The sequence below is a fragment of the Streptomyces sp. V3I8 genome, from assembly GCF_030817535.1.
Lineage (GTDB): Bacteria > Actinomycetota > Actinomycetes > Streptomycetales > Streptomycetaceae > Streptomyces.
On sequence record NZ_JAUSZL010000002.1, the window covers coordinates 552,430 to 565,086 of the forward strand.

The 12,657-nt window shown below is 73.1% G+C and carries 11 protein-coding genes; 8 read left to right on the plus strand and 3 right to left on the minus strand.

The window, feature by feature from the left end:
• Positions 1 to 241: 241 nt before the first annotated feature.
• From modA to QFZ75_RS02680, 4 genes are all read left to right on the plus strand, one after another.
• On the plus strand, positions 242 to 1,069 hold the full coding sequence (gene modA / locus QFZ75_RS02665) for a molybdate ABC transporter substrate-binding protein (protein WP_307533618.1): 828 nt from the start codon (positions 242 to 244) through the stop codon (positions 1,067 to 1,069).
• On the plus strand, positions 1,066 to 1,929 hold the full coding sequence (gene modB / locus QFZ75_RS02670) for a molybdate ABC transporter permease subunit (protein ID WP_307533619.1): 864 nt from the start codon (positions 1,066 to 1,068) through the stop codon (positions 1,927 to 1,929). Before modA ends, modB begins: the two co-directional genes overlap by 4 nt.
• Positions 1,926 to 3,014 (plus strand): ABC transporter ATP-binding protein, encoded by a 1,089-nt coding sequence (locus QFZ75_RS02675; RefSeq protein ID WP_307533620.1) that lies wholly within the window; start codon positions 1,926 to 1,928, stop codon positions 3,012 to 3,014. The genes modB and QFZ75_RS02675 overlap by 4 nt, the downstream gene beginning before the upstream one ends.
• A gap of 190 nt (positions 3,015 to 3,204) precedes the next feature.
• On the plus strand, positions 3,205 to 3,744 hold the full coding sequence (locus tag QFZ75_RS02680; RefSeq protein WP_307533621.1) for a universal stress protein: 540 nt from the start codon (positions 3,205 to 3,207) through the stop codon (positions 3,742 to 3,744).
• Positions 3,745 to 3,864: 120 nt separating this feature from the next.
• On the opposite strand, the gene QFZ75_RS02685 is transcribed toward QFZ75_RS02680, so the two are convergent.
• Complete coding sequence (locus QFZ75_RS02685) at positions 3,865 to 4,038, minus strand: hypothetical protein (protein WP_307533622.1); 174 nt, start codon at positions 4,036 to 4,038, stop codon at positions 3,865 to 3,867.
• Positions 4,039 to 4,416: 378 nt separating this feature from the next.
• On the opposite strand from QFZ75_RS02685, the gene QFZ75_RS02690 reads away from it, so the two are divergent.
• The 3 genes from QFZ75_RS02690 to QFZ75_RS02700 all read left to right on the plus strand — a co-directional run bounded on the left by QFZ75_RS02690 (position 4,417) and on the right by QFZ75_RS02700 (position 9,619).
• A complete protein-coding gene (locus QFZ75_RS02690; protein WP_307533623.1) occupies positions 4,417 to 4,935 on the plus strand; it encodes an AAA family ATPase in 519 nt (172 codons plus the stop codon).
• A 222-nt stretch (positions 4,936 to 5,157) separates the two neighbouring features.
• Positions 5,158 to 8,376 carry an alpha-L-rhamnosidase gene (locus tag QFZ75_RS02695; RefSeq protein WP_307533624.1) on the plus strand — a complete coding sequence of 1,073 codons (3,219 nt, stop codon included), beginning with the start codon at positions 5,158 to 5,160 and terminating at the stop codon, positions 8,374 to 8,376.
• A gap of 127 nt (positions 8,377 to 8,503) precedes the next feature.
• Positions 8,504 to 9,619 (plus strand): AI-2E family transporter, encoded by a 1,116-nt coding sequence (locus tag QFZ75_RS02700; RefSeq protein ID WP_307533625.1) that lies wholly within the window; start codon positions 8,504 to 8,506, stop codon positions 9,617 to 9,619.
• A 1-nt stretch (position 9,620) separates the two neighbouring features.
• On the opposite strand, the gene QFZ75_RS02705 is transcribed toward QFZ75_RS02700, so the two are convergent.
• Entirely contained in the window at positions 9,621 to 10,595 is a 975-nt protein-coding gene (locus QFZ75_RS02705; protein ID WP_307533626.1) for an STM4015 family protein, read from the minus strand.
• 141 nt (positions 10,596 to 10,736) lie between these two features.
• Positions 10,737 to 11,768: a medium chain dehydrogenase/reductase family protein gene (locus QFZ75_RS02710; RefSeq protein ID WP_307533627.1), complete on the minus strand. Its 1,032-nt coding sequence runs from the start codon at positions 11,766 to 11,768 to the stop codon at positions 10,737 to 10,739.
• A 165-nt stretch (positions 11,769 to 11,933) separates the two neighbouring features.
• Between QFZ75_RS02710 and QFZ75_RS02715 the strand changes: the two genes are divergently transcribed.
• Positions 11,934 to 12,590, plus strand: coding sequence for a TetR/AcrR family transcriptional regulator (locus QFZ75_RS02715; RefSeq protein WP_307533628.1), 657 nt, complete (start codon positions 11,934 to 11,936; stop codon positions 12,588 to 12,590).
• The last annotated feature ends 67 nt before the right edge of the window (positions 12,591 to 12,657 follow it).

The following is a 12,657-nucleotide window of genomic DNA, read 5'->3' on the forward strand; positions in this document are numbered from 1 at the left end:
CCGCTCCCGTGTCGCGCCCTCGGATCCCGTACGAACGCACATGCCACCCTCATTCGAACCAGATCCAGCTGGTGCGAAGCAACAGGGTACTTTCGCCTCGCATCTGCGGAAGTATCATCACCCTGTGCCGGGGCCGGCGCGCGGCGGTCGCCGTGGGCGGGCCGGCCGTACCGGCGACCTGGTGACGTGATGGCCCGGTGACCTGATGACCTGGTGACCGACCCGAGGGATTGGACCCGTGATGACCCGTACCGCGCGCCCCGGCCGCCGGACCCTGCGGGCGGCAGGCGCCGGCGCCGCCGCCCTGCTGGCGCTGAGTGCCTGCTCGTCGTCCGACGACTCCTCGTCGACGGCGTCGGGCTCCTCCGCGTCCGGTGCCGCGTCGGACACGCTGTCCGGCACGGTGACCGTGTTCGCCGCGGCCTCCCTCAAGGAGAGCTTCACGACGCTGGGTGAGGAGTTCGAGAAGGAGCACCCGGGTACGAAGGTCACCTTCAGCTTCGGCGGCAGCGACTCCCTGGCCGCGAGCATCACCGGCGGCGCCCCGGCGGACGTGTTCGCCTCGGCCAGCCCCAAGACGATGAAGATCGTGACGGACGCCGGCGACGCGTCGGGGGCGCCCGCCACCTTCGTGCGCAACGAGCTGGAGATCGCCACCCTGCCGGGCAATCCCCACAAGGTCGCCTCCCTGGAAGACCTCACCGGGCCGGACCTGAAGGTCGTGCTGTGCGACAAGGCGGTGCCCTGCGGCGCCGCCGCCCAGAAGGCACTCGACGCCGCGGGACTGAAGCTCACGCCCGTCTCCTACGAGCAGGACGTGAAGGCCGCCCTGACGAAGGTCGAGCTGAAGGAGGCGGACGCGGCGGTCGTCTACAGGACCGACGTGCACGCGGCGGGTGACAAGGTGGAGGGCGTGAAGTTCCCCGAGTCCGCGGACGCCGTCAACGACTACCCGATCGTCCGGCTCAAGGGCACCGAGAACGCCGACGCCGCCGAGGCGTTCATCGCGCTGGTGCGGTCCGGCGACGGCCGGAGGGTCCTGACCGGGGCCGGGTTCCTCAAGCCGTGACGTCCACCGGCGACCGGTCCGGCACCACGGCCGGCACCCTCACGGGCGAGCCGCGGCGCCGGCGCGTCGGCAGAGGCGGCGGCCGGAGTGTGCCCCTGCCGTTGCTCGTGCCCGCGCTGATCGGTCTGGCGTTCCTGATCGTGCCGCTGCTCGCGCTGCTCGTACGGGCCCCGTGGCGCAGTCTGCCCGAGCTGCTGACCGGCGCCGAGGTGTGGCAGGCGCTGCGGCTGTCGCTGGTCTGTGCCACGGCCGCGACCGCGGTGAGCCTCGTCATCGGCGTGCCGCTGGCCTGGCTGCTGGCCCGCGTCGAGTTCCCCGGGCGCGGGTTCGTACGGGCCCTCGTCACGCTGCCGCTCGTCCTGCCGCCGGTGGTCGGCGGTGTGGCCCTGCTGATGGCGCTGGGCCGCAACGGCATCGTCGGGAAGTGGCTGGACGCGTGGTTCGGGATCACGCTCCCCTTCACGACCGCGGGGGTCGTCATCGCCGAGGCGTTCGTCGCGATGCCGTTCCTCGTCATCAGCGTCGAGGGCACCCTGCGCGCCGCCGATCCGCGCTACGAGGAGGCCGCCGCCACGCTCGGCGCCTCCCGGTTCACCGCGTTCCGCCGGGTCACGCTCCCGCTGATCGCGCCGGGCATCGCCGCCGGCGCGGTCCTGGCCTGGGCGCGGGCGCTCGGCGAGTTCGGGGCGACGATCACCTTCGCGGGCAACTTCCCGGGCCGTACCCAGACCATGCCGCTGGCCGTGTACCTGGCCCTGCAGAGCGACCCGGAGGCCGCCATCGCCCTCAGCCTGGTCCTGCTGGCCGTGTCCGTCGCGGTACTGGCCGGCCTGCGCGACCGCTGGATGCGAGCGGCATGACCGAACGCCACGGGGCCGGCTCCGCCCCCCACGACGCGGCCTCCGGGGAAGGGCTCGACGCGCACCTCGTCGTCGAGCGCGGCACCTTCCGGCTCGACGTGGCGCTGCGGGTCGCGCCGGGCGAGGTCGTCGCCCTGCTCGGCCCGAACGGCGCCGGCAAGACCACCGCCCTGCGCGCCCTGGCGGGGCTGACCCCGCTCACCGGCGGCCGGCTGCGGCTGGACGGCGCGGCGCTGGAGCGTACGCCGCCGGAGTCCCGCCCGGTCGGTGTCGTCTTCCAGGACTACCTGCTCTTCCCCCACCTGACCGCCCTGGACAACGTGGCCTTCGGACCGCGCTGCCAGGGGGCGACCAAGGCGGCGGCGAGGGCGCGGGCCGCCGAATGGCTCGGCCGGCTGGGGCTGGCGGACCACGCCGGTGCCAGGCCACGCCGTCTCTCCGGCGGACAGGCCCAGCGGGTCGCCCTGGCCCGCGCGCTCGCCACCCGTCCCCGGCTGCTCCTGCTCGACGAGCCGCTCGCCGCCCTGGACGCCCGTACCCGCCTGGAGGTACGGGCCGAGCTGCGCCGGCACCTGGCGGAGTTCGAGGCCGTCGCCGTCCTGGTCACGCACGATCCGCTGGACGCCATGGTGCTGGCCGACCGCCTGGTCGTCGTCGAGGACGGCCGGGTCGTGCAGGAGGGCACCCCGTCCGGCATCGCCCGCCACCCCCGTACGGACTACATCGCGCAGCTGGTCGGTCTGAACCTCTACCGGGGGGAGTCCGACGGGCATGTCGTCCGGCTCGGTGCCGGGCCGTCCATCACCACCACGGAGGCGCTGTCCGGTCCGGTCTTCGTGGCGTTCCCGCCGGGCGCGGTCACGCTGTACCGCGACCGCCCGACCGGCGTCAGCGCCCGCAACCTGTGGCGCTGCGAGGTCGCGGGCGTGGAGACCCACGGCGACCAGATCCGCGCCGATCTCGCCGGAGAGCTGCCCCTCGTCGCGGACCTGACGACGGTCGCCGCCGCCGAACTCGAACTGCACCCGGGCGCGACGGTCTGGGCCACCGTGAAGGCGGCCCAGACCCACGCCTACCCGGTCTGAGGGCGCGACCGTGCCGCGCTGTGCGGCTTCATCGCCCGAAACCGGGGCAGGTGGGAGCAGGCACGCAGGAAAGACGTCATGAACCGCCCCGCCGGCGCCGGTCGAGCGCCGGCGCCACGGTCCGCCGCCCGCTCGGGCGCTTCGACGAGGCCGGTGTCCGGGCGCACGTACGCGAAAGGGATGGTCCACGATGGCCGAGGGCGAGCGGGGACGACGGATCGTCGTCGGGGTGAACGGCTCTCCGGGCAGCCTGGCCGCCCTCCACCGGGCGGCCGGTGAGGCCCGCCGTACCGGTGCCGAACTGCTGGCGGTGCTCGCCTGGGAACCGCCCGCCGGGGAACTCGCCCACCGGCGCGGTATGTACCCGGTGCCGGTGACCGCACTGCGGCAGGAGGCCTGCGCACGGCTCCTCACGGCGCTGGACACCGCCTTCGGCGACGCGGGGCCCGGTGTCCCGTTGCAGGCGCTCGTCGCGCGGGGCACTCCGGGGCGCGCCCTGGTGGAGAGCGCCGACCGGCCCGACGACCTCCTGGTGATCGGCGCGGGCTGCCGCGGCAGGCTGCGGCGCGTCCTGTTCCCGTCCGTGGCCCGGTACTGCCTCGCGCACGCCGTCTGTCCCGTACTGGCCCTGCCGCCGTCGCCGCTGCGGGAGGACCTCGCCGCTCTGCGCCGCCGCGCCTCCCTCCGGCTGCCGCTCGACGCCCGGGAGCTGACGGAAGGCAGATCATGACGGAGGGCAGGCCCTGACCGAAGGCAGGCCCCGGCCACCGGGACCCACCGTCCGTCCATGGCCGCAGGCGCCGCCGGGACACCGGCCCGTGACACCGCCCGCCGCGACCGGGCAGCAGGGTCAGCGGGCCCTGGGTGCCCCCCGTCGCCGCTGGGCCGGCGGGGGCGGAGGCGGAGGCGGCGAGAAGGTGTCCTCCTCCTCGTCGTCCAGCGGCGGCAGCTCCACCGTGTACTGCGGCTGGAGGAAAAGACCGTGGTGCTGCGGCGCGGCCGAAGCGGGCGCCGTGTCCTGCACGGGACGTGCAGGGTCGCGATGCGAAGAGGCAGGCATCCAAAACCATCCGGAGTCGGGAGTCGCGCGGATCAGAGGCGGAGCGGTCGACCGATGATGATCGGCACCTGCGCGCCTCGCGCGCGACTGCCCATTAGATCCTATCGGCGGCGGGAGAACGAAAGGGCGCGGTGGACGACGTGCCTCGTATGACGGATCCGTCCCTCCGGGCGGCCTCTTCGGGCGCGGGCCGCCACCTGCCGAAGGCCGTGCATTCAGCAGCTTTTGTCCATACATCGCCGCATTTCCCGCTCCCGGACCCTTCCGTATCCCCGCCCGGCCCCGCAACCCTTCCGTTCTCGCGGCACTCGCAGCCCTCGATCCTCGCTGTAAAGTGCCTCCGTGCAACGGATCCTGGTGGTGGGCTCCACGGGCGCCGGCAAGACCACGCTCGCCCGGGCGGTGGGTGAACGGCTGGACCTGCCCTACCACGAGATGGACGCGCTGCACTTCACGGGCCCCGGCTGGGCCACCGACGACCGGCTCGCCGAGACCGTCTCGCGCGTCACGGACGGGCCCCGCTGGATCATCGACTCGCTCGGCCACCCCGATGTGCGCGATCTGCTCTGGGAGCGCGCCGACACCGTGCTCTGGCTCGACTACGACAAGCGCGTCGTGATGCCTCGCGTCCTGCGCCGCTCCGTCAGGCGCACCGTCACCCGCGAGAGCCTCTTCGGCGGCAACAGGGAGACCTGGACGGGCTGGCTGAGCGGGGAACACCCGGCCTGGTGGGCCTGGTCCCAGCACGCGGGCCGCCGCCGCGAGATCGAGCACCGGACGCGCGACCCCCGTTTCGCCCCCCTCGACACCCTCCGGTTCCCCCACCCCCGCGACACCGCCGCCTGGCTGGCCTCCGCGTGACCGGGGCGGCCCCCGCACCGGGGCCACCAGCGGGCCCCTGAGAACGCCGGTCGATTGAAACCGTTCAATCGATGGAGTCCCGGGCACATCAGGCCACCTCGCGGCAACTACCGCATCCGACACCCCGTCAAGAATGTGCTGCACGCTCATTGACCCTCACCCCTCGCGCCCCTACGTTCACCGTGAGTGAATCGATTCACCCTTCCTACCCGAGGAGCCGCAGTGATCAGCAGGAGGAACATCCTCGCGGGTACGGCAGCCGCGATGGCCGTCACGGCGACGGCCGCCGGCAGTGGATCCGCGGTGGCCGCGCCCGTGTCCGCACCGGCCGGGGCAGGTGCGCGGCGCGGCGCCCTGCGCGTCACCGCGCCGACCGTCGAGTACGTCCGCAACCCCCTCGGCACCGACGCGCGACACCCCCGGCTCAGCTGGCCGTCGGCCTCGGACGAGGCGGGCGCGCGCCAGAGCGCCTACCAGCTCCATGTCGCCTCCAGCGCCGCACGCCTCGCCCGTCCCGATGTCTGGGACAGCGGGAAGGTCACGTCCGGCGACTCCGTCCTCGTCCCGTACGCGGGCCCCGAACTCAAGCCCCGTACCCGCTACTTCTGGTCCGTGCGCGTGTGGGACACCGACGGCGGCGTCTCCTCCTGGAGCGAGCCGTCGTGGTGGGAGACCGGGCTCATGGACGCCGCGCAGTGGTCCGCGGACTGGGTCTGCGCTCCCCCCGTCCTCACCGACGCGCCCTCCCTCGAAGGCAGCGCCTGGATCTGGTTCGCCGCGGGCGATCCGGCCAACAGCGTGCCGGCGGGCACCCGTTGGTTCCGCCGCACCTTCGAGTCCGCGGACGCGGTCACGGCGGCGACCCTGGCCCTCAGCGCGGACAACGTGTACGCCGTCTCCCTGAACGGCGCCGAGGTGGCCCGCACCGATCTCGAGACGGACCACGACGGCTGGCGCCGCCCCGCCGTCGTCGAGGTCCTCGCCCAGCTGCGTACGGGCCGCAACGTCCTCGCGGTCGCGGCCACCAACGCGTCCGAAGGGCCCGCGGGTCTGGTCGCCGCCCTCACCCTGCGGACGGCGGCCGGCGAACGGCGGATCGTCACCGACGGCTCCTGGAGATCGACGGACCAGGAGCCCGCCGCCGGCTGGCGGGGGCTCGACTTCGACGACACCGGCTGGCCGACGGCGAAGGTGGCGGCCGCGTGGGGCGGCGGGCCGTGGGGCAGGGTCGTCCCCGCCTCCTACGCGGCCAACCAGCTGCGGCACGAGTTCCGGCTGCCGCCCAAGAAGGTGGCACGGGCCCGGCTGTACGCCACGGCCCTCGGCGTGTACGAGGCGCACCTCAACGGCCGCCGTGTGGGCCGCGACCAGCTCGCCCCCGGCTGGACCGACTACCGCGAACGCGTCCAGTACCAGACCTACGACGTCACCACGCTGGTGCGCTCCGGCGCCAATGCCTTCGGCGCCTGTGTGGCGCCGGGCTGGTACGCGGGCGATGTCGGCATGTTCGGACCGCATCAGTACGGTGAACGCCCGGCGCTGCGCGCCCAGTTGGAGGTCGAGTACGCCGACGGGACGCGTGAGCAGATCACTTCGGGGACCGGCTGGCGGGCCACCGCGGGACCGATCGTCTCCGCCGACCTGTTGGGCGGCGAGACGTACGACGCGCGCAAGGAGACCGCCGGCTGGACCTCGCCCGGCTTCGACGACTCGGCCTGGCTCGACGTGGTGCGTGCCGCGGACGACGCCGCTCCCCCGCTGATCGTCGCCCAGGTGGACGGCCCGGTCCGGGTCGCCAAGGAACTGCCGGTCAAGAAGGTGACCCAGCCCGGACCGGGTGTCTTCGTCTTCGACCTGGGCCAGAACATGGTCGGTTCGGTCCGACTGCGCGTCTCGGGGGCGGCCGGTACGACCGTCCGGCTCCGGCACGCCGAGGTGCTCAACCCGGACGGCACCCTCTACACGGCGAACCTGCGGACCGCCGCGGCGACCGACACGTACACCCTCAAGGGCGGTGGCGAGGAGACCTACGAGCCGCGGTTCACCTTCCACGGCTTCCGCTACGTCGAGGTGACCGGCTTCCCCGGTACCCCGCCGGCGGGCGCCCTGACCGGCCGCGTCATGCACACGTCCGCCCCCTTCACCCTCGACTTCGAGACCGACGTACCGATGCTCAACACGCTGCACAGCAACATCACCTGGGGGCAGCGCGGCAACTTCCTCTCCGTTCCGACGGACACGCCCGCGCGCGACGAACGGCTCGGCTGGACGGGTGACATCAACGTCTTCGCGCCGACCGCCGCGTACACGATGGAGTCCGCCCGCTTCCTCACCAAGTGGCTCGTGGACCTGCGCGACGGGCAGACCGCGGAGGGCGCCTTCACCGATGTGGCACCCATGGTCGGCACGGTCGGCAACGGGGTGGCCGGCTGGGGCGACGCGGGTGTCACGGTTCCCTGGTCCCTGTACCGGGCCTACGGCGACCGGCAGGTCCTGGAGGACGCCTGGCAGTCCGTCCAGGACTGGCTGAAGTACCTGGAGAGGAACAGCGACGGGCTGCTGCGGCCGGCGAGCGGGTACGGCGACTGGCTGAACATCGCCGACGAGACGCCCAAGGACGTCGTCGCCACCGCGTACTTCGCCCACAGCGCCGACCTCGCCGCCCGCATCGCCGGTGAACTCGGCAAGGACCCCGCCCCGTACGCGGACCTGTTCGCGCGCATACGCACCGCGTTCCAGGAGGCCTACGTCGGCGCCGGCGGCAGGGTGAAGGGCGACACGCAGACCGCCTACGTCCTCGCCCTGTCGATGGACCTGCTGCCGGACGGCCTGCGCGAGGCGGCCGCCGACCGGCTGGTGGCACTGATCGAGGCCAAGGACTGGCACCTGTCGACGGGCTTCCTCGGTACGCCGCGCCTGCTGCCCGTCCTGACCGACACGGGGCACACCGACGTCGCCTACCGGCTGCTCGTGCAGCGCTCGTTCCCCAGCTGGGGCTACCAGATCGACAAGGGCGCCACCACGATGTGGGAGCGCTGGGACTCCATCCGGCCCGACGGCAGCTTCCAGGACGCCGGCATGAACTCCTTCAACCACTACGCCTACGGCTCGGTGGGCGAGTGGATGTACGCCAACATCGCCGGTATCGCGGCGGGCGGGCCCGGCTACCGGGAGATCGTGGTCCGGCCGCGGCCGGGCGGAGGTGTGACCTCGGCCCGCGCGACGTTCGCCTCGGTCCACGGTCCCGTCTCCACGCAGTGGCGGCAGCGGTCCGACGGGTTCACCCTGACCTGCTCCGTGCCTCCCAACACGACCGCCGAGGTGTGGATCCCGGCGGACGCCCCCGCCGCGGTCACCCACACCACCGCGGCGTTCCTGCGCAGCGAGGACGGCTGCGCGGTGTACCGGGTCGGTTCGGGCACCCACCGCTTCACCACGTAGCCTCACCACGTGGTACGCGGCGCGGTACGCCTTCCCCGCCGTCGCGCGGCGGTGTCCGGCACACCCGGGCGCCGCCGCGGCGGCGGGGGTTCGCGGAGGGGCTCCAGGATGCCCATAGGGTGATCGCATGTCTGCCTCGTTGAGTTCCGCCAGATCGCGCGCCGCGCTGCGCGTATCGGCGCGCGTTTCTGTCGAGTTGCTGCTGGTGCTGGTACTGACCGCGGTGACCCTCTGGCTCCTCGGCCGGATGTGGTCCGTGGTCTGGCCGCTCATAGTGGGGCTGCTCCTGACGACGCTGACCTGGCCCCCGGCCCGGTTCCTGCGGCGTCGCGGGTGGCATCCGGCCCTGGCGGCTTCCGTCGTGACCGTGGTGTTCCTGCTGGTCGCCGCAGCCGTCGTGGCGCTGATCGCGGTCCCGGTGTCCTCCCAGTCGGGCGAGTTGAGCGACGGCGTGGTGGCCGGCATCAACAAGGTGCGTGACTGGGCCGCCGGTCCCCCGCTGAACATCGGCGAGGACCAGATCGCGAACGCCCTGGACAGCGCGGTCGAACGCATCCAGAAGAGCGCCGGGAGCATCACCACCACGGTCGTCGCGGGTGTGAGCACCGTGGTCGACGGTGTGGTGACGGCCGTCCTCGCGCTCTTCCTGATGTTCTTCTTCCTCAAGGACGGCCCGCGGTTCCTGCCGTGGCTCGCCCGTCAGCTGCCCGGCCGGCTAGCCGTCCACGTGCCGGCCGTGGCCGCGCGCACCTGGGACACCCTGGGGTCGTTCGTGCGCTCGCAGGCACTGGTCGGTCTGCTCGACGCCGTCTTCATCGGCATCGGTCTGTGGGTCGTGGACGTGCCCCTGGTGCTTCCGCTGGCGGTGCTGACCTTCGTCTCCGCGTTCGTGCCGATCGTGGGCGCGCTGTTCGCCGGTTTCGTCGCGGTGCTCATCGCCCTGGTGTCCAACGGGCTGACGGACGCGCTGATCGTGCTGGCGATCATCGTCGCCGTGCAGCAGCTGGAGGGCAACGTCTTCCAGCCCATGATCCAGAGCCGGGGGCTCGGGCTGCACGCGGCGGTGATCCTGCTCGCGGTGACGCTCGGCGGCAGCCTGGCGGGCGTCGTCGGCAGCCTCCTCGCCGTCCCGGTCGCGGCGATGATCGCGGTGTTCTGGAACTACCTGCGCGAGCAGCTCGCCGAGCCGCCCGAGGAGCCCGGCGCCGACGAGCCGCAGACGGGTGCCGCGGTCCCCTCCTAGTTCACTCCCCCGCCGCCACGTACCGGTTCTCGTCCTGCCCGGTCTGCTCCCGTTCGTCGAGGTCGACCTTGACGCCGTACGGTTCCAGGGCCTCGCGCAGGCGCCGCATCATCGGTTCGGAGAGGAAGTGGTGACGCAGGTCCAGCTCCTCCAGGTGGGTGAGGGGCTGGCCGGCGAGGAGGGCCGCGGCGCCAGTGTCGCTCAGGGTGCCCAGGCCCAGGTGCAGGGAGGCGAGCCGGGCCACCACGGGGGCACCGGCCAGGGCGGCGGCGATCTCGTCCTGCATCTCGCTGTTGCGCAGCCCGAGGTGGCGCAGCGCGGGCAGGCGGTCGCCGTCGAGGACGGGGGCCAGGTCGGCCAGGGTGGTGGTGCAGCCGTAGTACTCCGCGCCCAGCCACAGGTCCAGCCGGCGCAGGGCCGGCAGGTCGCTGGCGGCCACGGCGCGGGCCACCTCGCCGGGCAGACCGCCGTTCTCCAGGCGCAGGACGCGCAGGTGCTCGTGGCGCAGGGGCGTCAGCCGCAACCCCTGACCACCGCCGAAGCCGCTGCCCGAGCCGCGTACGCCGAACTCCCGGAGCCGGGGATAGGCGGTCAGGACCGGGGTCACGTCGCCCTGCACGATCCAGGACAGCTCGGCCTCCTCGAAGTTGAGGTCGGCGAGGTAGAGGGCTTCGAGCCCGGTGAGGCGGTCGGCGGCGGCCACGAGCCGGTCGGCCGTCTCGGCGGGATCGTCCCCGTCGTCCTCGGAGCCGTAGGCGCCCGCTCCCAGGATCAGGGCCCGCACCCGCGCGGGGTCCACGGTGTCGAGGAAACGGTCCCATGCGGTCGCGAAGGGCTCGACGTCGTTCGCCAGTTGGTCGCGGGCCAGTCGCCAGGCGACCTCGCCGACCGCGGGCGGCGGACCGCTCTCCTCGCCCGGGGCCGGGAAGTCGTGGACGGGCAGCCCGTGCAGTGTCGTCAGATGATCGATGGTCACGGCGGAAGCCTTCCACACCCGAACGGCCTTTGTGCGCAACCCACTTGGGTGCGGCGATCGGCACCGGTCCGTCCCGGCCGGTCACCGCCCCGCCCCGTGCGGGGAGTCCGCGGCGCAGGGCCGCCGTCGCCGCGCCGGACCCTACGGATTCAGTACGACCTTGCCCGCGACCGTGCCGGATTCGGCCAGGCGCATGGCTTCGGCGGCCTGGGCGAGCGGGAGCCGGGCGGCGATCTGGGCCGTGACCTCTCCGCGCCGGAACGCCGCGAAGACCTGGGTGAGGTCGGTGCGCAGACGGGCCCGGAACCTGTTCCTGGACAGGGCCCGGCCGGCCCAGACGTTGAAGAAGTAGGCGCGGCGGCCGTTGGGCAGCGCGTTCCACAGCCACACCCTGCCGAGCAGTTTGAAAACGGGCCACTGCTTGGAGCCCGTGTCGTCCCGGGTGGAGGCGCTGCCGTAGGAGACCAGCGTGCCGCCGGGCGCGAGGAGCTTCCAGGAGTCGACGACGCTGCGGCCGCCGACGTGGTCGAAGACGGCGTCCACTCCGCCGGGAGCGAGTTCGCGGACCCGCGCGGCCATGTCCCGGTCGCGGTAGTCGACGGGTGTGACGCCCTTCTCGCGCAGCGCCTCGTGGTGGCGCGCGGACGCCGTGCCGATCACCTGCGCGCCGGCGGCCCGGGCGAGCTGGACGAGAACCGAGCCGACACCGCCGTTGGCGCCGTGCACCAGGACGGTCTCCCCCGGCCGGACACGCGCCTTGCGGTACAGCATCTGCCAGGCGGTGATGCCGTTGAGCACCAGGGTCTCCGCCTCCGCCGCGCCGATCCCGGCCGGCACCTCCACCACGTCCGCCGCGTCGACGAGCACGTGGCTGGCCCAGCCGCCGACCTTGAGCAGGGCGGCCACCCGGGTGCCGGCCAGGCCCGGTTCGACGCCCGCCCCGGTCGCCAGCACCGTCCCGACCACGTCGTAACCGGGGACGAAGGGGAAGGGCGGCTGGTCGTAGTAGCGCTCCCGGCGCATCTGCTGCTCGGCGAAGGAGACCCCGGTCGCCTCCATCCGGATCAGGACCTGGCCGGGCCCCGCCACGGGGACCTCACCACGACGGACCTGGAGACCTTCGGGCTCCACCTTGCCCGGCAGTACGACCTCGACGAGTTCTGCGGCGTTCATGACGGTCTCCGTTGCCTTCGGTTGCTTGGGGTTGCCTGCGTTGCGCCTTACGGCTGCTCACGCTTGTTAGAAGTTGTAACTCATCGCGAAGGGAGGAGTCAATAGCGACCGTGATAGCCTCTAACTAAATCGTGACACCGCAGAAGCACGGAGAGGCGACGGTTCATGGGGGACACGGGCACCGGGACACCGCGCGAGCGCTACCGCACCCAGGTGCGTACGGAGATCAAGGAGCACGCCTGGGAGCAGCTCGCCACGGCAGGGGCCTCCGCGCTCTCCCTCAACGCGATCGCCAGGCGGATGGGCCTGAGCGGACCCGCGCTGTACCGGTACTTCGCCGGCCGCGACGAACTGATCACCGAGCTCATCCGGGACGCGTACCGCAGCCTCGCCGACACCCTGCGCGCGGCCGGCGCCCCGGGCCCCGACCTGCCCGCGCTGGCGCACGCCCTGCGCGACTGGGCCCTGCGCGACCCGCAGCGCTACTTCCTCGTCTACGGCACGCCCGTCCCCGGCTACCACGCGCCCGACGACATCACCGCGATCGCCCGCGAGATCATGACGACCCTGCTCGACGCCTGTGCCGCCCTGCCCCCGACAGGCCCCGCAAGGCCGTTTCACTCCCACCTCGCGGAGCACAGGGAGTGGGCGGACGGCCATCCCGCCGAGCCCGCCGCCCTGCACCGCGCCCTGACGGTCTGGACCCGGCTGCACGGTGTCCTCTCGCTCGAACTGGCGGGCCAGTTCGCCGGGATGGGCTTCGACACCGCCCTGCTCTTCGCGGCCGAACTGGACGACCTGACCGACACCCCGCGGGCCTGACCCGCTCCCCCACGGTCCGACCGGCGGACGCCGGCTCTGCCCGTTCGGGCACGCCACCGTGCCTCCG

Coding starts and splice junctions, on each gene's coding strand:
- modA (WP_307533618.1), top strand. CDS start 242: ATGACCCGTACCGCGCGCCCCGGCCGCCGGACCCTGCGGGCGGCAGGC.
- QFZ75_RS02675 (WP_307533620.1), top strand. CDS start 1,926: ATGACCGAACGCCACGGGGCCGGCTCCGCCCCCCACGACGCGGCCTCC.
- QFZ75_RS02680 (WP_307533621.1), top strand. CDS start 3,205: ATGGCCGAGGGCGAGCGGGGACGACGGATCGTCGTCGGGGTGAACGGC.
- QFZ75_RS02700 (WP_307533625.1), top strand. CDS start 8,504: ATGTCTGCCTCGTTGAGTTCCGCCAGATCGCGCGCCGCGCTGCGCGTA.
- QFZ75_RS02710 (WP_307533627.1), bottom strand. CDS start 11,768: ATGAACGCCGCAGAACTCGTCGAGGTCGTACTGCCGGGCAAGGTGGAG.
- QFZ75_RS02715 (WP_307533628.1), top strand. CDS start 11,934: ATGGGGGACACGGGCACCGGGACACCGCGCGAGCGCTACCGCACCCAG.